This window comes from Arcanobacterium pluranimalium (assembly GCF_016907845.1).
Taxonomy (GTDB): domain Bacteria; phylum Actinomycetota; class Actinomycetes; order Actinomycetales; family Actinomycetaceae; genus Arcanobacterium_A; species Arcanobacterium_A pluranimalium.
Window position 1 is genome coordinate 209,943 of sequence record NZ_JAFBCS010000001.1, and the last position, 19,495, is coordinate 229,437.

Here is a 19,495-nt window from a genome sequence, read left to right on the forward strand (position 1 = left end):
GCCAAAGGAGGATTGCTGATCGTCTCAGCAATCCTCCTCGGCTTAGTATCTACCAGCTCAGATTAACGTCCAAGCCGGTGTCTGGCATGAGGCCCAGCGCGGCGCTATCCCTAGCGCCCAGCGCCTACTATCACACCTCGGTTTCTTTACGACGGCGGGCAGCCAGCACCATACCAGCGCTAACCATCATCATCGCGCCGAGCACCGAACCGAGTACTTGCGAACCAGTGCGGGCAAGACCCTTTGCAGGAGCCTCAGCTGCCGGCTGCTCTGGTTCCAGAACTGGCGTCGGAGCCACAGGCACCGGCACAGGCGCTGGATTTACCGGGGTCGGCGTCGGATCAACCGGAGCTGGTGGCACTGGTACTGGCTTGAATCCGGCGTCTACGTTCACAAACTTCGCACCGGAGATCACGCTCAGCCCAGCCAACGGGCCGTCTGAGTCAATCGCAGTATCGGTTCCAGCATGAACAGGCACGCTCATCCATCCGTCAGGAGTCTTGAACTCCAGCGTGTAATCGCCTGGGCGCGGAATAGTGAGCGTGTAGCTACCATCTGCACCGCTGATTACGCTCACTGGATTACCGGAAGCGTCGAGTACCGGCTTTCCAGTGCCGTCGAGCAGGGTGATCGTTACGCCCGCGAAAATTTCTTCGCTTGCGTCACGGATACCGTCGCCGTTCGCATCTTTCCAGACGACGCCGCTCACGTTACCAGGCTTGTACATGCCCGTATCGAATGAGCTTTCTACCTGGCCATTAGCCACAGTCACATCGAATGTGATTCCGTCCGAGTCGAGCGCCTTATCGGTACCCTTACCCGTATCGGTGAGCGTCACGCCAGCAGGTTGCACAACTGCCACATGGTAAGTACCTGCAAGCAGATCAGCGAAGCGGTAGTTACCGTCCGCATCTGTAACAGCCGTCAACACAGGGTTGCCGTTCACGTCCGTAACGGCCTGGCCGTCCTTGGTGAGCTGAACTTCCACGCCAGCCAAACCAGGCTCGCCTGCATCTTGGATGCCGTTGCCGTTCAGATCATCCCAGATCGTGTTGGCGATCGTGGCGCCGCGCAGGAGTTCGAACTTCGCCTGTGCCACAACTGCTGTTGTGACGAGGTTCGACATTGCCTGAACGTCGTTGGTCCAGTTCACTACATCGATGCCGGTGGTGGTCAGCGCACTGATTGTACCCGTCACCGTGAACTCTACCTGGCTACCAGCCGGCAAGGAAGCAATATCCCAGGTGAGGACTTCGCGTCCGTCTGCACCGGCGGTTACCGTTGCAGGAGCTGGAGTGCTTGCCCCACCCGCAGCCACGACGGCCACGTTCTTCATGGTCACATTGCCCACGCCAGTCTTACCTGGGAGGGTATCAACCACGTGCACGTTGGTCTGATCCACAGACGAGGTGTTAGAAACAACGACCTTCCACACAACGTCCGCACCAGCAGCGCCAGTGAATCCACGCGAGATCATCGCAGGCGTCTTTACTACGCCCAGATCGGTGCCTACCAGCGTGTATGCGGTCGGTTGCGAGTCGGAAATATTCAATCCCGACGGCGTGCTCGCAGTTACGGAGGTAACCATCGTGCCTTGTGCCTCAGCGTTCGTCGATGGCGTTGCATCGAATACGAAGCGCAACGAGGAACCAGCTGGCATGGACGCGAGCTGTGGGAACGTGAGCGTCTGCGTAGCCGCATCATAGACCGGCGTCACCGGAGTGAGCGTTGGTGTGTCACCTGGGTTCATTACCTGCGAAACCATGTAGGATCCCGCAACCGGAGTCCAGCCGGACGGCAATTTCACTGTAGGCACCACATTATTCAGTGCCGACTGTGGCGAAACCGTGATGGTTGAGCACCAGTGCATGGTCTGGTTTGGCGCACCGATCGCTACCGGGTTGTCGCACTGAGCACCGGTGTTGGTTGCAATAGCCACGCCTGGTGCAGCGATCTTCACCGTGGTGGTTTGGGTGCCAACGGTCGAGCCTGGGTAAATCCGGGTACCGGTTGGGTACGGGGCAGGCTGTGAGGCGAAGTCCCCTAGCTGCACTGTGTTCGTCAGGTGATCCACAATCGAGACCGACTGATCAATCGCGGTGGACACCGTACCGTGGTACGTCACGGTAAGCGTCTGACCCGGATCAATGACTGGCGCCCGCAGTTCCATCCACGGAGCGGCTGCCGTCCAGCCCTTGCGCAGCACCATGCCGCCAAGATCGTCTACCCATACGTTGACGAGGTTCTGATCGGCCTTGTCGGTCAACGCAATACCGTATGCAGGTGCGGTGCCATTGTTGGTCACTGTGACTACATAGTCGATGCGTCCGCCGAGCGCTACCGGTTGTGGAGTCGGAGTGGACTTTGTGATTGCCAACTTCGGTTCGCCAACTACAGTCACGCCATTCGAAACGGCTGGCGGGAAGTAGGTGGACGACGGCGGTGCGGTAGGTATCGTCGTAGGTGGCGTTACCGTGGCCTTAGTTGTGATAGGCGCTGGCGTATTTGCACCGAAGCCTGATGGCAGGAGTCCTCCACCTGTGGTGAGCGAACCGAGCAGGTTTGCCGCAACTTCTGCGGTGCCCGTGCCGGTGGCAGCGTCCGTGTCGGAATAGACGGTGGCTTTCACAGGGAGTTGATCTCCTGCTACCACGGATGGGGTGCCATCTGGATTCGTGGTGTGGAGCTTGAACGTATTGCTCAAGGTGCGCACGTCACCAGATGCACCGATATCACCGAGCCAGTAACCGTAGGTGGTGGTGCCATCTGCGTTCTTCACCGGATCCCACAGTTTGACCTGCTTAGCGAGATCGGTGCAGTAGTTGGCGCCTGATTCACACACATCAATCTTCGCATCGGTTACTTCCACGCGGGCAGGTACCGTGAAGAGCACGTAGGCGCTTGACCAGGCCAGGTTCGCTGGCAGAGCCAATGGGCCTGACACCGTGTAGGTACCACCTGGTGCCACCGTTGGATCAACTTTCATAGTGATCACTGGAGGTGCCGATGGGTTGCGCACAATAAGTGAGCCAACGTCAGTCTTAGTGATCTCCCGGAATGGCATCATTGAATAGGTGTAGTACTGTTCTGGTTGATCATTAAGCATTAACGCATACCAAGGCACCATATAATTGAGCGCGCCTAGAGGAGAGGTGAATTCATGTGAAGTTACTTGAGCAGTATTGGTCACTTTGGTGCCTTCAGGCGTGGAAGTCGGAATCTCCACTGGGATTCTGATCTTCACTGATGAAGGAACTAACGTCACTACAGGCGCAGGATTGCCACTAAGTGCGTTCTCTCCACCAGTACCTTGATAGGTGCGTTTATTCTGATCCGTGGTTCCTTTAATAGTCCATTTCACTACCGTTTGGGTGGCAGTTTGGGAGATAATTTCTTCGGTCAGTGCCACCACCGTGCCTTTAGCATCGATAGCTGTCGCCGTACCTGGCTTGTAATTAGCAGCACCGTCTATCGTATCGATAATCGTCAAATCTGGAGAGATATTACCAGCTGAATAAGAGGCAGTGACTTCAAAGGCAGCAGCAGCTGAGCCAGCTTTCACTGGGGCATCATCTGGGCCAGAATTCACATTGAGTGGATCAGAAATCGTCACATTATCCGTATCTGAGGCGAGCATTGGGTCGCCAGGGCGATCCAGCAACTCCATGGAGCCATTTGCTTCTGTAGTGAAAGCAGTCACCCGCAATTTGATCTGGGAATAATCAATGCCGCTTGGATCAGCGCCCCCCTGAGTGAGAAAATCTTTGAAGGTGCTCCAATGATCCCACACGTAGGAGTTATTATTCACACAATCAGCTAAAGACGGTGCCGGCATCACATCGTAAATAAGAATCTTATGAGAGATATCTGCGGCAAACTGGTTGTAATATGGATCCATAAGCAGATCAGCTGGAGTAAGCTGCCAGCTCAACGCTTCTCCGCCTGTATTCACCGATGCCAGATCGCTTGGATCAGTATGATCGCTCGTACAGGTAGTCTTTACCGCCGCACCGACTGTTGGATCTTTGAATGCAGGCACGACATTGCCGGAACGCAACTCGATATACTGCCCCGCCGAGTTTTTCCCAAGACCATATGAACCTGAATAACTGTCTATTGGGTCAATTAGATGAGCTGAACCTGGAACGTACGTAAATCCAGCCGGTAACTTGGCAGTAATCTGCATCGAATTCATCAACGAAGCGCCAGCTACATCGATAGCTGTGGCCATTGTAAAGGCTTTACCCGGCGTCACCATCATCGCTTCTGGTTCAACAGCAGGTCGGTAGGAAGAGTTTCCATTCTCATTTCCGGGATACATTTCAGGGTAACGTGATAATTCTGTATACAGATCCTGGAAATGATGCTCTCGTCTATCGATTTCAAAGCCATACGGATTGCGCTCTGAATCATTTGGGCGCGAAATATCCCGACTCAAAGGCATAATTGCGCCTTGCTGGATACTTAAGCTTGGCACCGCAAAGTTGATCACCGGATTCACATTATTCGCCGATTGATCCCAGGTGCGGCTGATCGCATATTGCCCGAGTAAGGAACCGGGGGAATACAGCACCCAATCGGTCACTCGCACATCTACTGTAGCCGGCTGATATACCTTATTTCCATAGTAATCAACGGGTTGCGCTTGAGAAATACCATCAACGATGTATTTCACCGTGTAGCTGCGCGACTCTCCTGGTTTGAGTGGAGTCACATCATTCCAGCGCACAGTAGCATCCGATCCTGCCGTGCCGGTGCCAGCGTCCACAACTTTCCAGCCGATGGTGGACTGAGCACCTGGGTACTGTTGCACGCTTTGCTCACGTGGATCCGCAACCAAGGTATACGAGTTAATGGTTGCTTTAATAGATGGGTTCGTCACCGTATAGGTACAGGTGACGTTTGGAGCGCCACCAGCCTGTACCGGCCCAACCACTGACGGGCTACACTGCGCACCGACCACAGGTTCAGCGGCTTCTGAGATGATATATGCGAATTTAGTCGACTGAGAGTTCAACGCGCCAGCAACGTAATGAGCCGCCCACGAATTGAAACTTCCATCATGTGGGGTCCAACCATTTGCCACTGAATTAGGATCGCGTGAAACATAATCGTAACTCAATTTGAATACGCGTTCCGTAGCAGTGATTGGAATATTGTTGAATTTAATGCTTGTGTAAAGCATTCCAGTAGATCCGGGGGCTTTTACCACGTTGTAATTTGTATCGGTGTACCATGAGAGGCTTCGCGGCAGGTTCGGAATATCGCTACAGTTACTTACACACTCCAGGGTGGGTGTTCCTGCCTGGAAATAGTCACCTTCAGTACTTACATTCCAAGCTACGTCCGTGAGCTTGTCCATTGCGGGTACGGTGAGGATCAGTTCTGCTTTGGCAGGTTGACCAGCGATCACCTCATTTGGCGTGATATTTCCGTCGAGCTTAATACTCTTCGGATCGAGAATATACAGCGCACTTTGCCCACGCAATGTGCCATCGCTCCAGAATTGCTTCATGGAATCGTAGTACACACTCATATTGTTATAAACAGTGTTTGCCACTTTCGCATCTGCATCAACAACAGCGTTTACAGCTATTGTGATAGCGGATTTCTCTGGAAGATCAGGCAGAATTTTCCACGTTACAACCTGGTACGCATCAACGCCGGTGCCAACAGTAGTGATCGTTTCTGTTACGTCGGTGCCGATCACTAAGGTCTTTCCGGTGCTCGTATCCACCAAGTTTGCAGAACCTGGCACATAGGTAACATCGGCAGGGAAAGTGTCAACAAACGTACCGTTACCAGACACATTAAACATATTGCTCATGAAAGTGCCGTTGAATGTAACAGTAGCTCCTGGCTTCGCAGTCTGTGGGCCATACGTAGTATTGAGGTTTGGCATGGACTTGTAGCACGACGACCACCCGTCCATTACATATGCCACGGGAGTTCCTACGTTTGCACCATAGTTGACGGAACCTAGAGAATCTTTCCAGGTGAGGTGGAAGCTCGCCTGCTCAAAACCATAAGCAGTAATATCCTTCGCTGCAACACCAGCAACCTGGATACTTACATTGGCATTTGTAGGCACATCACCTAATGGAATCTTCAAGGTCTGCTTAGTAGTGGAACCATCACCAGATACCAGCACATCTGCCACCTGGAACGTCTTATTCAATGGCGACCCAACGTATACCGAGGTAACGGAAATACCGATCGGGATTTGTAAAGTCATCACCGAATCATAGGCTGTACCCTGCTGAGGTGACATCGATGCACCAAAGTTGTGATTTCCTATCGTTGCAGTGAAACTCAAGCCTGCAGCTTGACCCTTGGTAAGCCCCGATTGGCACTGTTCAATGTTCACATCGTAGGTCCAATAATACGGTGCGCGCACGTAGGTGGTTACGCTCGCGGTGATTGGGTTCGTCCACGCCAGTGCCATATTTGGAGCGGTGAACGAATCGATCGTCACCTGGTTCACTACCTTGGCATGGACTGGAGTACCATTGATATAAGTTGCCTTGAGGTCACCCGATACCGGCATTTTCGCCGTGTACACCAGCGTCAGCGTTCCACCGGCAGGAATCGAATCAGCAGCAATAGAGATCTTTCCGTTTGCCACCGTAGCGGTACCACCAGTGACCGACGCAACTGCTACGTCAGTGAGCTTGTAACCTGTGCCTGAGCTGCTACCGAGATCATCGTGAGCAAGCACATTCGTTGCCGCCAGATCACCCTTATTTGTGATCTTCACAGTGAACGTAGCAGTATCACCTGGATCCCATACCTGCGCATCAACCGTCTTAGTTACAGTCAAATCAGGAGAATCAACATTCACTTTTGCAACCGCAAACTCACTGCGCCCAGTGTAACCAGCAAGGTTAGCCACTTCTGGTGCAGCAGCTGGCGCTGTGAATGCCGAATCGCTCGACCACCACATACCAGCAGAGTTCACAAGATTTCCACCGAGTTTATCGAGGGACAGCTCCGTGACGATCGTTCCCGTTGGTGGCGTTAGCAGTTCTGAGCTGCCCGTGTAATACTTATCTACCTGAACGGTATACGTGCCACGCAAGACCGTGCTCACCGGAGCATTAGCCTGCCAGGTGCCGAGATTCCAACCGATAGTGCTGATGCCATTCACAGCATTATCGGTTGTGGTCATCTTCTGCGCCACAACTTGCGCACCAGCTACCACAGAGAGATCACTTTGAGATACGAGCTTCACTCCACGTGGCAGCTTATCGATCAGCGATAACCCATACTGCGTTTCAGTTTGCCCAGCAGGCAAAGTTATATCCACTGTATAAGTGATGGTATCGCCTGGGATCACATGCGTTTTATCAGCAGTTTTCACCACCGACGGGCGGATTACAAACGGCAACACATCCAGATAGCCAGTTACGGTCTGTGCCGGATCATAAGCAGATTCCACAACCGAATTAGATGCCGCCACCTCATTGGCTACTGGAGTAGAACCATCATGTTGAACCGGGATCGTCAACGTGACCGAAGTTCCCGCAGGAATAGAGGAAATCAGCCATTTCTTAGCAGTAGTTGAACCGCTCACCAAGGAGACAGTCGGCACGGCAGACGTGCCGCGCACGTTCACCTGCGGCACTCCGCCCGTCATGAGGCTTTCCGCATACGTCAAATGTGCCGGCAAAGAATCAGAAATGCTCACATTCGTTGCATCTACTGTGCCGGAATTTCGAATAGTCAACGCATATTCGGAGGTCTTACCAGACACAATCGTGCCATGATTAGTATCAGTAGGGAGCTTGGACGCTACCAGCGTGACCTTACCAATCGTGCCCGACAGCGAGTCTTGACCCGTGAGCCAATACTGGTTTGTGCTCCCAATGTAACGGGCTCCGAAGCTATCAGCGGCGTTCACGTCGGCATCGAGGGTCCAGCCACCTGGAACGAAAGTATTAGTGCCAACAAGATCCGTTACAGTGAGCGTCTCGCCTGGACCAATCCTTACTCCATTAAATTTGACCGTCGTCGGATTGCCGGCGCCGTTATACGTGATAGCTCCCGCTACGGTGGTGCCATTAGGTAACTTTGCAGTAATAGAGTGGTTTTGACCCCAGTCACCAGCCGTTCCAGACCATTTAAGGTTAATCACCGGATCATACATCGGCGCATCGCCAGGGTTCGTCACCAAATAGGTGAACGTGGGGTGGTCGATGGTGGCAAAGGTGGAGCTACCCTCAATTTGAGCATCAAATGTGAGCTTTGGATAGCTAATTGTTACTGCTTCTTTTGAGAAAATCCGCTGGTACGGCAAATTATCTTGAAGAGAAACAGCTCCATTACCATATGGCCCGTACCACTGCGGTTCAAGCCAGAAATTGACCAGATTCTTATCCTCGTGCCCAATATAAGTATTGTTGATCGGCGCATCAAGATTACGCTCGATCGTAACCGTCTCACCTGGAGCTAGGGAATCGATTATATAGAACCAGGCAGAATGCCCAGTAACATAGGTTTCTTTCACCCGAGGGTTTGGAACAAGCGTTGCATCTGTGGTGCGATCACTTGTAAATCTAATAAACGGTTCAGCATCAGCACTTCGCCGTAAAGCCAATTCTGTGGCCGGCAAGTTGCCCTTATTAGTTACCTTAAAAGCAATCTTCTTCGGCGTGGCACTATTTCGCTCCGGAACCCACGTAGTAGCAGGTTCTACCGGCACCGACTCAATAATAATCGAACCGATCGTCACCGGATCGCTCGCCTTTGCATTGTAGGTGTAGTCTGGCCACGCACGCGGATCCGGCTTAGCTTGACCCAAAATAGGAGCAGGGTTAGCACCCAACGCTACCGGAAGCACCACTTGATCGCCCGCATTACCGAAAACGTCGAAGGTGACCTTGATCTGGATATGGCGATCCGTAGCAGCCGGCGCAATAGGAGCAGCAAAATACCAGCCCATATTCCTTACAGAGCCCAAGTCAACAGCACTCAACTGCTCATAGCTCAACGGAGTTTGAGTAGTGCCATCACCAATGGTCACCGAGCGCGTCCAAAGATGCCATTTACCAATAGCTTGCGTGCCCTGCGGCAATGCGGCCATCACAGTAGTTTCATTCAGAGTAGTACCAGCAGGCACAAGAACGTCAATCATATAATCGACGTCTCCACCATTGCGCACCAGATCAGAAGCAGACGAAACCGAAATACTTGGCTGCTTACCAGTAACCGACACACTCGCCGTCGCACTCACGCTCTTCAACGCAACCCGAGACACACCCGCAACCTCAGGAGCAGCGTAACCAGACGCCGTGGCCGTATTCGCTAAAACACCAGAAGCGCTATCGCCAACCTTGACCGAATAGGTAACCTGACGCGAACCACCAGAAGCCAAATCACCCATAGCAAAAGTAAGCGTATTCGCAGCAGCATCAAACTTGCCGCCGCCAGCGTTCACGACCGTGACACCAGCAGGAAGAGTGTCAACGACCTGCACGCCAAAAGCAGAACCACCAGAAGTGGAGACGTTCACGTTGTAAGTCACAGTAGAGCCGGGAGCCACAGAGTCAGCAGGGGTAGCTGACTTCGAGACAGCAAGCTTCGGATCAGCCACGCCGACCTTGCCCACCTCAGGAGAAGCCACAAAAGTCTCCGTGCCAGAAGCATAACCAGCCACAATGGAGGAGACATCAATAACGCTACCTGGCTTCGCGGTGGTTGGAACCACGCCAGAAACAGCGAACTTCACCGTGCCGCCAGCTTCAAGACCAGCCACAGCACCGAGTGGCGCGTAAGCTACATAATCGGGATCGGTGGCAGTGCCAAGATTTTGAATGACCCAGCTCGAAGCATTCCACGGGTGCACCGTTGACCCCGGCGCTGTGGAAGCAGCCGGATCAGCCATCACCGCAGCAACAGGCTTATCGTTGACGAAAAGCTGTAGATTCTGCCAGTTCTCGAGGCCAGAGACGTTAAGGTGCACGAAAGTAGTGGCGTCGAACGAGCCATCCGGACGCACATATTCACGCTGCTCAACGGCTTTAGGGAACGATGCGGTGGCCGAAACTTCGACCAGTTCGCCTAGGCCAGCCGCTTGCGCTCCACCCACAACTTCTTTCGTTGAGGTTCCTGCAGGCTTCACGCCGGCAAGGAGGTCAATAGCACCATTCGTGCCAACGCCCTGCGCCATGCCAACGGGAAACAATAATAACAATGACACAATCAGGGCTAAAAACTTGGCAGAGATCTGCCCGGTGATTCGCTTTAACATCCAATCCCTCTCACAGGATCACGGTGCAATACTTGACACCCTCAAGCTTGCATCTGCGTGGTTAGCGTATTTACCCTTCCTCGTCAGTAACAATCAATCAAACCAATAAAACTAGGGCAAATACATATATCAAGACTCAGGGTATCAAGAAAATGGCTGAATGTTCAACAATAATTGTATTAATAAAAATTTTGGTGCGGGGGTCACATTTTAGGGGTTGGTTGGGTGTGGGTGGGGCGAGGATGAGGGGTTGTGGGGGCGTTGGTTGGGTGTGTGGGTGCTGGGCGACGTGTTGGGTGGGTGCTTGGATATGGGGTATTGGTGCGTCGGCGGAGGCATTGCGCGTTGGGGGATGCCGGCGTGGCATAAGGTAACACGGCATGAGGTCACGCGGAGGATCGTTACTTTTGGGGCGCTTTTGTAAACATCTCGATATATGTAGAGATGTTTACAAAAGCGCCCCAAAACGTGTGGACGTCCAAGGTTTGTTGACGTCTAGGGTTTGTGGATCTTTAAGGTTTGTGGAGTTCTACGGCTTAACGCTTATCGATGATCGCGCAGGTGTGATTTCCTGACGCAGAGAGCTTCCCGTCATGGCGGAAGAAAAGAAAATTGTAAGTGATGAATGATGACGTCTGGCTTACTTTCGTCGCCACGCAATAGGCGCGCCCCTCTTTTGCAGGAAGATGGTGGTTTACCGTGATAGAGATACCCACCGCCGTCTTCCCCTCTGGGGACGCAAGCACGGCAGCGGACGAACCTGTTGTTTCACCAAGTAAAGCAGTCGACCCGCCGTTCATCAAGCCCATGAACTGGCGGTTTCCGTCTACAGGCAAAGAGCAGACCATCAGGTCAGCGCCAACGAGATGCGCGCGCAGGCCTTGAGAGACCACGTCCGAACCGCACATTTCACCCAATTCGGCCGTGACGTCAGGAAGCGCAGCAAAAAACGCGGCTCTTTCCTGCGGATTTGCGGTGGTGGCCAAAATATCTTCAAGGTTCATTTCCTACCTCTGCCTGAAATATTTTCGATGATCCTAATACAGCATACGTCCACACCGGGTAGTTGCGCGCATGGAGGATGGGGCGTGGCATGGGGAATCGCGGAGGTGCTCGAGGTAGTGGGTGTATGGAATAAGTGGAACACCTGCTTGGTTATGTGGCGATGCACAGTTAGCGCGCACTTTACGAACGCCAACGCCCGATTCTTGGGGCTGTTTTCGCAACTACTGTATATATGTTGAAATGTTGCCTAAAACGCACCAATTCTCTTCGTCTTTTCTTCGTTGCTATTCTCCAACACGAGAAATCGCTAGCTTAAGATTGCCCCAACGTAAGCAACCATCGCCACCACAACAGACACCACCAAGCCCAATACCAGCGGTTTCACCCCTACTTTGCGAAGTTCAACAATTTTCACTCCGCAGCCAAGGCCAAACATTGCTGCGGCAAGTAGGAATGTTTGCACAACCTTTATTGCAGCCAAGCCTTGAGCTGGCACAATGCCAGACGTCGCGATTACCGCAGCGCCGATAAAACCGAGCACGAAAAGCGGCACTAATGGAGGACGCTTCGTGAGCATGGCGGTCGGGCAATTCAAGCGTGCGGTCGAGAACGCTCTGTCAGCTACGGGCGGTTCAACTACACGTGGTTCGACTATGGTGCGGGCAGGCGACGCCGCAGGGTGCACACCCAGTAGCGTTGCGAAAAGCGTAACGAGCGTGATCACCGGAGCCAGCATAAGCACCCGCGCCAACTTGACCACCACCGCCGTCTTCACAATTCCACCACCGGTGATGCCGGCAGCCGCAACTACTTGTGCTACCTCGTGAATCGCGGCGCCTTCCCAGACTCCGGCAGTGCGTGCGTCCATGCCCACGCCAAGCACCAGCGCCGGTGCAACGAAAATCATGGCAGTGCCAAACAGAACAACAAGCGCAACGGCAGTGGCGACGTCACGCTCGTCAGCGTCAATCGATCCATCCATGCCCGCTACTGCCGCCGCTCCACAAATCGAGAATCCGCAGCCTATCAATAAAGCCAGCGTGGGCGAAACACCCATCATCCGCCCAAGCAGCACAGACGTGACTATGCCCAGTGCAACCACGCACACTACCGTTCCGAGCACGCCCCAACCAAGCTTGGCTATGTCGGTCAAGACCAATTGAAATCCGAGAAGCACGATGCCGATCCGCAGCCAGCGTTTCGAGACAACCGCCAGACCTGCTTCCATACCTGACCGGAGAAGGTTCGTATTGCGAGCGATCACTCCAAAAATGATGGCTAAGAGCAGGGCACTCAACGTGGGAACCGCACTGTTGATCGCTACCGCCGCGATAGCGGCAGCCGTGGAAACAGCGAAACCTGGGACATATTGGCGAAAATGTTCAGTTGTATGGCGAAGTCTGGTAGTCACTGTGCCAGTATATACGGCGAAAGCGTACCATAAACTGAGGAAGTTCATTGAGGCGTGCTGCTCCTAGTTGTCCACAACGGCGCGAAAATACAGGTTTATCAACAACTGCATTCAACGCGAAGCGGACAGTCTTGCAACTTCGCTGTAATGATTAAATGCACATAAGTCCTTACGTTCACGGCGTTTTACGACGCGCCGACCTACCAGATATGGGAATTGCTACTGAATCACAACTCCATAAAGCCATCCGAAATGGCACCCTGACTCGGATCGGCTATAACTGGTATGCAGTGGACAATGCAGATCCTGCTGTTGTCACAGCTATTCGGCTAGGAGCGCGCATTGGATGTTTGAGCGCCTGTAAATACTACCGAATATGGGTGGAACGAGACGCGGGGTTGCATTTGGAGATATCAAAGTCACGGACGCAGCCTATTCTTTTCGACAAATTCGTCGAATCTCGGCATATTTCGGCAGCTTATGGAAAAGTCTACACGCATCGTGTACAGCGTTTATCTCCATATCCTATATGCAGTTTCGACGAGGCGATGGGTCACGCTTTGCGATGTCACGATCGAGAAACTTGCTTCATCGCGCTCAAATCCGCCATAAATCAAGGAATCATGTCGCTAAGCGATGCGCGCGCCGCATTGACCCACCGCGGAATAAAGAAAGCGGCACTAAGCAGGTATCTTAGCGCGAGTTCTGAATCAGGAAGCGAATCACGAGTTCGACTGTTTTTCCTGCTGAGGAAAGTGAAAGTTGAGGCGCAGGTACATATCGAGGACGTCGGGCGCGTAGATCTTCTCGTGGGAAATTCGCTTATTGTTGAGTGTGATAGCGCTGCTCACCACAGCCAATATGATCGCTATCGTAACGATCGTCGTCGCGATCTGGCTGCTCTGGCGCTTGGTTATCACGTTATTCGGCTCAGTTATGAGCAGATTTGGGACACATGGGACGAGACGCAAAAAGTGCTCTCGAATACTTTGAAAGCACGTATTCATCACCGACTAACCCGAGTACCTGCAGCCTCACGGCGTTGACATTGGAAAGACGGCAAACGAAACGAAAAGCTGGGGCTGTTTTCGCAACATCTCGATATATATGCAGATGTTGCGAAAACAGCCCCAACAATTTGAAAAGCAAGACTCGGCTTACCCAAGCCACACTCAGCCCTGACGGCCTTTCATACGTGGATTTTGCTTGTTAATCACGTAAATGCGGCCTCGGCGACGCACAACCTGTGCGCCTGGCTGATTGACCAGCGACTTTAACGATGCACGTACTTTCATCAGTTCACTTTCTTACCGTAACGGCGCTGGAACTTCTCAACGCGTCCAGCGGTGTCAACAATGCGACCCTTGCCCGTCCAGAATGGGTGGGATTGCGAAGAAACTTCCACGTCAATCACAGGATAGGTGTTGCCATCTTCCCACTCAATCGTGCGGTCAGACGTAGCCGTTGATCGGGTCAAAAACGCGAAATCTGCACTGCGATCACGGAAAACTACCGGATGGTAATCCGGATGAATATTTGGTTTCATATTTTTTTCTTTCTACACCGACAATTATTATCAACGTGGCCTAAAGGTAGATGCTAATAATTAGGCAAGTGCACGCACCGGCTCACGTGTAGCCTCACGCACCGGCTCACGTGTAACCTCACGCACCGGCTCACGCACAGGCAATCAACAGGTGCGCACGCAAGCCCACACCCATCACCAAGACGACTTGCGAATTCCCGGAAGTTCTCCACGCGAAGCCATCTCACGGAAGCGCACGCGCGAAATGCCAGCTTTGCGCAGGTACCCACGCGGACGCCCGTCCACAACATCGCGGTTACGCACACGCGTCGGCGAAGCATCACGTGGCAAGCGGTGCAGCGCAAACATCGCAGCCTCCCGCTCTTCTTCACTGAGGTGCGGATTCACACTCGCAGCCTTGAGAGCCGCACGCTTTTCGGCGTAACGCTCAACAATGGCGATTCGCTGCTTGTTCTTCTCAATCTTTGAGCGTTTTGCCATTAGCGCGACTCCTTGAATTCAACGTGCTTACGCACCATCGGATCATACTTGCGCAGCACCATACGCTCAGGGTTATTGCGGCGATTCTTGCGCGTCACATAGGTGTAACCGGTGCCAGCTGTGGAAATTAGCTTGATAATCGGGCGAACGTCCTTTGCTTTTGCAGCCATCAGATTTTCTCTCCTCGTGCGATCATTTCAGCCACCACGGAATCGATTCCACGCTTGTCGATGGTCTTGATGCCGGTGGCGGATACGGTGAGCTTGATCGTGCGTCCAAGGGAAGGCACGAAATACCGCTTCGTCTGCAGGTTCGGATCCCAACGACGTCGGGTTTTACGGTGGGAATGTGATACAGCGTTCCCGAAGGACGGCTTCTTCCCGGTAACTTGGCAATATGTAGTCATACATGGCACTATATAGAACGACTCTCATTATTCGCAATCTGGAGTGACCAAAATGACTCAGCATTCTCTCGGAATCATTTCAACACTTGACGAAAGTATTCGCGACCTCACCGCGCTCATTTTTTCTGCCGACGGCGCTTCCATCTTCACCAGCGCATTCACCGACGACGGCGCCGTACGTTTCTCGAGTCTCTCACCTTTCGAAACGAGCGAAGTTCACGAGTTTCCTATCGACGGCGATTGCGCAACGTGCGCACTACGCTCGGCCATCATCGAGTTCACACTTCGCCGCGCGACATCAAGCCCCGAAACACTTCTCCTCCTCCCACCGGGCGTTGAACTCATCCATCTTGTTCCTGGTCTGAGCACCGAACTCGAACTAATCCCCGGCGCACCCATCAAACTCCTTGGAGTCACGCATATTATCGACTCCGCGACCGCGTCGGACGACCTCCTTGGCCACCGTGAGCTGCGCGAAGTGAATGCCAATCTTTTCGACGGCGACGAGCGCTGCCTTGCCGAGGTGCACATGATGAACCTGGGCTACGCAGACATTATCCTCACCGTCGGCCCTGATAACGGGCTTGGGCAGGAACTCATCGAACATCTGCGCCCCCACGACGTACTCCTCCTCAACGGCATTGACAAGCCACTCCTCGACGAAATTCGCAAAATCGAGCACGACCCGGCCGACGGCGTCGACCGCATCCACCCTGCCACCACGCAGGCCTGGGGCGGACCAGATTCACACGGAACCTGGACTCTCGATCTCTACTCTGAGAACCCTTTTCACCCCGAGCGACTTCGCGACATGGTCGCTGACCTGGCCGGAGAGAACGTGTGCGCACGCGGCTGTTTTTGGCTTCCGTCACGTCCCGACCGCATCTGCTCTTGGGAAGCTATCGGCGGTGTCGTGAGCGTAGGCGACGCCGGCAGATGGTCTGAGCTGTACGTTTCCGAAGATTCCGCGCCACTGTCACCACGTTGCCACTTGATCGTCACTGGCGTCGGAAACCCCGAGACCTGCGAAAAGATCGAAAAGGCATTTCACGCAATCCTTATTGATAATCACGACGACGCATACGCGTGGGTCGGTGCCGACGACGGTTTGGGCGAGTGGTTTGGCGAGGGACGCGAACAAGACTAAATGCGCACGCCGCATCCACTTGCTACTTCTTCGCCTCTACCGACGGCGCCAGTTTTGAGCCTTCGTTGAGTGCTTTCTCAACTTCTGCTACAAAAAGCGGATTTCCATCCGGGTTGGGATGCGTGCGATCACGATAGACGGCTTCAGGATTCTGCTCCACAATCGTGTACCAGTCGGCTATCACCACTTGATCAGGGTGACGTTCCTTTGCGCGCGCAATCGCAGCATTTGACTCTGGAATCCACGTAGTGCGAGCCGTGCCATGCCCAGTGATCAGCACCATCACACGATCTGGACCAATTTCTTGAAGCCAGCGGTCGATATCCGCATCGCGCACGGCGCCGTTATTCGCCACTCCAATCACCACGTAATGGCGTAGCGTATTATCGCCTAAATGCTGCTGAATCAGCGGGGAGATCGAGTGCTGGGAGCGGTTCTTTTGCCCATCAACCACGATACCTGGCCATTTATTGGCCATGACCGGGTCGACCATAGCGATCACGGAGTCACCCAAAACTGTGATATTTTCTCCTGCTACCTTGGCATTTGCTTTCGTGACTAAGTCTTTGTTGGATTGCGCGCCACCTCCAGGCTGCGCAGCGGAGCCATTCGGGTGCCCTGGTTGAGCACCTCCAGGATTAGGTTGCGTGCCGTTACCCTGCTGCGCTCCTCCGTTTGGCTGAGCGCCGGCCTGCGCACCCTGCTGAGCAGCCACTTCTTCACTTTTTTGGAATCCCGCCTCAACCTCGGACTCGACTGGCGCAGCTACCAGCGCATATATAAACAGCGAGGAGCATAGAACCATTGCAAAAAGCCGTGTGGCAGCAAACCATTTTTTCGAGAGAACTGCGGAATCGCCGTCGTTAGCTTGACGCATCGACGAAACTTGCGTGCGCAAGGCCCCAAACCAAAGCCGCAACGTGGCATTAATCCCGTTGTAACGCATCGGATTCTCAACAAATCTGAAGCTCAAAGCGGCAGCAACAACAGAAATTGCGGCGATCACAAGGGTGGCTATAGCAGGATGCGCATCGGGGAATACGGTCTGCCAGATCACCACCAATGGCCAATGCCAAAGGTAAATGCCATAAGAGCGCTCACCAATCCACGTAAAAGCACGCAAATCTAGAAAACTGCGCAAACGATACGCAACCGTACCTGCTTGCTGGTAGGGCGCCGTCATCCCCATCACAACGAACAACGAGCACAACACCACCGCGAGCATCACCCACGGATAGGTGACCATTTGATGCTCATCAGCAAAAACGAAGCTGGCAAACACGCCCAGCAGACCGAGCACGCCCAGTGCGCCCATGACGTTCGGCGAAATAAGAGCGCGCCGATCGTCCGGTTTTTCGGCCGGGTCAAGCACAGAACCACAGAAAATAGCTGCAGCGGCGCCTATCATCAGGCCAAACGCATGCGAGTCGGTGCCCATGTAGGCGCGCGTGACGTCCCCACCATCGGCGACTGCATACGCCATCAGCCCCACCGACACTGCCGCTAAGAGCAGCGGAGATGCAATTCGTAAAGTGCGATTGAGCCACCACAATCCCACCATAATTAGCGGCCATAAAATGTAGAACTGCTGCTCAACAGCGAGTGTCCACATATTAGTCAACAGGTTAGGCGATCCCTGCTCGAAGTATGTAGAACCAGTTGCGATGGCCACCCAGTTGTATGTGAAAGTGAAAGCTCCAGCCACCTGGCTGCGCAGTTTCACCAAAATATCCGTGTTGATCAGAGCCGCGATTGGCACCGTCACAAACACTGAGGTGAAAACGGCAGGAAACAACCGGCGCCAACGCCGCATCCAGAATCGACCGATCCTGATCGTGCCATAATTTTCGAGGTCTTTGACCAAAAGCGAGGTGATAAGAAAGCCAGAAAGAACAAAAAAGACGTCCACGCCAAGAAAGCCGCCGGGCAAAACTACTGCCCACGTATGGTAAATCAAGACCGCGATACAAGCTATTGCTCGCAGCCCATCAAGACCACCTAAGCGAAAAGTTTGCGACGGTGAGATTGTGTTATTTTCAGGCTTGTGGATTTGCATGCTGTTCGTTCGTCCTCCCACCATCTCAGTCTAAAACAAGGAAATATTTTCTCGTCATTCCCTAAATTGATTCTTGAGCGAAATGGGTCATACCTGGGTATGACCACCAAGATTTTTCGGTATATATCCGTGATTATCACTCGGATATTGCAACCGAATTGTTACAATTATTTTTTGGCGTGCGTGTCGCGTCGGGCGATGCCGGTGCGCCGGGTGGTGCAGCGCGGTAACGTGGTGCCGGTGCGTGGTGCGACCAGTGCTGCACGGTAGTGACGGAGCACCGGTGCTGCATGGCGTAGTATCAGACGCAGTGTCGGTGTTGCATAGCGTGGTAGTGCTAAGTGACACAGCATTTCACAGGCTTAACCACCAGCATTAAGCGCCTCGCGCAACTCTGCAACACTTGGCTGTCCCGGAGCCGACCCCTCGCCAACCGCAGCAAAAGTGGCAATCGAACCAAACTTCCACCCCTCTAGTCGCGAGCGCTTACCCAGCTCACCCATCGAAAGTGCGATGATTGGGCGACGGCGCTCACGCGAAACCTTGCGTGCAGTGGCAAGCAGCGCATCGACGTCGGACTCCTCACGCGGCGTCACAGCGAGCTTAGCTACTGCACCTTTGAGCTCGAGCATCTCGTCAAACAGAAGATACATGACTTCAAGATCAGGTGTTTCGTTCCAATCGTGATGAGATAACACCACCGTGTAGCCCAACTTCTGGGCGCGCACGCACAGAGCCGGCGTACCCTCAAAGCGGAATTCCAGATCAATGCCGATTCGTTCCGCGGGAACTTGCAGGTAATTCAAGGTGTCTAGCATTTCGGCCAGTAAAATCCGATACCGCCCGTCGGAGAGCTTCACTTGCCCGCCTTGTTCCATCGTACGGATTGTGAGCAGCAAGGGAACCGTAGTATTTTCAAGGATTGGCTCAATAATCTCGCGACCGAGCGAGGTGAACGAAAGGTTTTGATGGGCGCCGATCATGAAATCGATCCGCCACTCGATGACGTCCGCACCGGCGGCTTCGGCAGCGCATGCCTGCTCGATCAGCATCTGCGTAGTGGTGCCGGTCAAAGGCACAATGACCGACGGCTTCTTCGATTCATCGAAAATCATGCACCCTCCTGCTTTCCGACATTCGTGTCTTTTGGGACGTTTTTAGATATTCGCAGCGTCCTTTCGGACCTTCCTTCGAA

The 19,495-nt window shown here is 53.4% G+C and carries 12 protein-coding genes; 2 read left to right on the top strand and 10 right to left on the bottom strand.

Features of this window, described 5'->3' with window-relative positions; translation table 11 throughout:
- Positions 1–130: 130 nt before the first annotated feature.
- The 3 genes from JOD55_RS00875 to JOD55_RS00885 form a co-directional block, all read right to left on the bottom strand.
- Positions 131–10,249 (bottom strand): SdrD B-like domain-containing protein, encoded by a 10,119-nt coding sequence (locus tag JOD55_RS00875; RefSeq protein WP_204397816.1) that lies wholly within the window; start codon positions 10,247–10,249, stop codon positions 131–133.
- Between the two features lie 536 nt (positions 10,250–10,785).
- Positions 10,786–11,253: a PaaI family thioesterase gene (locus tag JOD55_RS00880; RefSeq protein WP_204397818.1), complete on the bottom strand. Its 468-nt coding sequence runs from the start codon at positions 11,251–11,253 to the stop codon at positions 10,786–10,788.
- 308 nt (positions 11,254–11,561) lie between these two features.
- Entirely contained in the window at positions 11,562–12,665 is a 1,104-nt protein-coding gene (locus JOD55_RS00885) for a putative sulfate exporter family transporter (RefSeq protein WP_204397820.1), read from the bottom strand.
- Positions 12,666–12,820: 155 nt separating this feature from the next.
- On the opposite strand from JOD55_RS00885, the gene JOD55_RS00890 reads away from it, so the two are divergent.
- Positions 12,821–13,711: a DUF559 domain-containing protein gene (locus JOD55_RS00890; RefSeq protein WP_204397822.1), complete on the top strand. Its 891-nt coding sequence runs from the start codon at positions 12,821–12,823 to the stop codon at positions 13,709–13,711.
- Between the two features lie 126 nt (positions 13,712–13,837).
- On the opposite strand, the gene ykgO is transcribed toward JOD55_RS00890, so the two are convergent.
- From ykgO to rpmB, 5 genes are all read right to left on the bottom strand, one after another.
- Positions 13,838–13,960, bottom strand: coding sequence for a type B 50S ribosomal protein L36 (ykgO, locus tag JOD55_RS00895; protein WP_124054563.1), 123 nt, complete (start codon positions 13,958–13,960; stop codon positions 13,838–13,840).
- Complete coding sequence (locus JOD55_RS00900; RefSeq protein ID WP_204397831.1) at positions 13,960–14,211, bottom strand: type B 50S ribosomal protein L31; 252 nt, start codon at positions 14,209–14,211, stop codon at positions 13,960–13,962. The genes ykgO and JOD55_RS00900 overlap by 1 nt, the downstream gene beginning before the upstream one ends.
- Positions 14,212–14,385: 174 nt before the next feature.
- Positions 14,386–14,691 carry a 30S ribosomal protein S14 gene (gene rpsN, locus JOD55_RS00905; RefSeq protein ID WP_204397835.1) on the bottom strand — a complete coding sequence of 102 codons (306 nt, stop codon included), beginning with the start codon at positions 14,689–14,691 and terminating at the stop codon, positions 14,386–14,388.
- Positions 14,691–14,861, bottom strand: coding sequence for a 50S ribosomal protein L33 (gene rpmG / locus JOD55_RS00910; RefSeq protein ID WP_204397837.1), 171 nt, complete (start codon positions 14,859–14,861; stop codon positions 14,691–14,693). The genes rpsN and rpmG overlap by 1 nt, the downstream gene beginning before the upstream one ends.
- Entirely contained in the window at positions 14,861–15,097 is a 237-nt protein-coding gene (gene rpmB / locus JOD55_RS00915) for a 50S ribosomal protein L28 (protein WP_204397839.1), read from the bottom strand. Before rpmB ends, rpmG begins: the two co-directional genes overlap by 1 nt.
- A 52-nt stretch (positions 15,098–15,149) precedes the next feature.
- Here rpmB and JOD55_RS00920 point away from each other — a divergent pair, with 52 nt between their 5' ends.
- Positions 15,150–16,244 carry a CobW C-terminal domain-containing protein gene (locus JOD55_RS00920; RefSeq protein WP_204397841.1) on the top strand — a complete coding sequence of 365 codons (1,095 nt, stop codon included), beginning with the start codon at positions 15,150–15,152 and terminating at the stop codon, positions 16,242–16,244.
- 22 nt (positions 16,245–16,266) lie between these two features.
- On the opposite strand, the gene JOD55_RS00925 is transcribed toward JOD55_RS00920, so the two are convergent.
- Complete coding sequence (locus tag JOD55_RS00925) at positions 16,267–18,300, bottom strand: acyltransferase family protein (protein ID WP_204397843.1); 2,034 nt, start codon at positions 18,298–18,300, stop codon at positions 16,267–16,269.
- Between the two features lie 362 nt (positions 18,301–18,662).
- Positions 18,663–19,415 carry a type I 3-dehydroquinate dehydratase gene (gene aroD / locus JOD55_RS00930; protein WP_204397845.1) on the bottom strand — a complete coding sequence of 251 codons (753 nt, stop codon included), beginning with the start codon at positions 19,413–19,415 and terminating at the stop codon, positions 18,663–18,665.
- Positions 19,416–19,495 lie beyond the last annotated feature (80 nt).

Coding starts and splice junctions, on each gene's coding strand:
- JOD55_RS00875 (WP_204397816.1), bottom strand. CDS start 10,249: ATGTTAAAGCGAATCACCGGGCAGATCTCTGCCAAGTTTTTAGCCCTG.
- JOD55_RS00880 (WP_204397818.1), bottom strand. CDS start 11,253: ATGAACCTTGAAGATATTTTGGCCACCACCGCAAATCCGCAGGAAAGA.
- JOD55_RS00890 (WP_204397822.1), top strand. CDS start 12,821: ATGCACATAAGTCCTTACGTTCACGGCGTTTTACGACGCGCCGACCTA.
- ykgO (WP_124054563.1), bottom strand. CDS start 13,960: ATGAAAGTACGTGCATCGTTAAAGTCGCTGGTCAATCAGCCAGGCGCA.
- JOD55_RS00900 (WP_204397831.1), bottom strand. CDS start 14,211: ATGAAACCAAATATTCATCCGGATTACCATCCGGTAGTTTTCCGTGAT.
- rpsN (WP_204397835.1), bottom strand. CDS start 14,691: ATGGCAAAACGCTCAAAGATTGAGAAGAACAAGCAGCGAATCGCCATT.
- rpmG (WP_204397837.1), bottom strand. CDS start 14,861: ATGGCTGCAAAAGCAAAGGACGTTCGCCCGATTATCAAGCTAATTTCC.
- rpmB (WP_204397839.1), bottom strand. CDS start 15,097: ATGACTACATATTGCCAAGTTACCGGGAAGAAGCCGTCCTTCGGGAAC.
- JOD55_RS00920 (WP_204397841.1), top strand. CDS start 15,150: ATGACTCAGCATTCTCTCGGAATCATTTCAACACTTGACGAAAGTATT.
- JOD55_RS00925 (WP_204397843.1), bottom strand. CDS start 18,300: ATGCAAATCCACAAGCCTGAAAATAACACAATCTCACCGTCGCAAACT.
- aroD (WP_204397845.1), bottom strand. CDS start 19,415: ATGATTTTCGATGAATCGAAGAAGCCGTCGGTCATTGTGCCTTTGACC.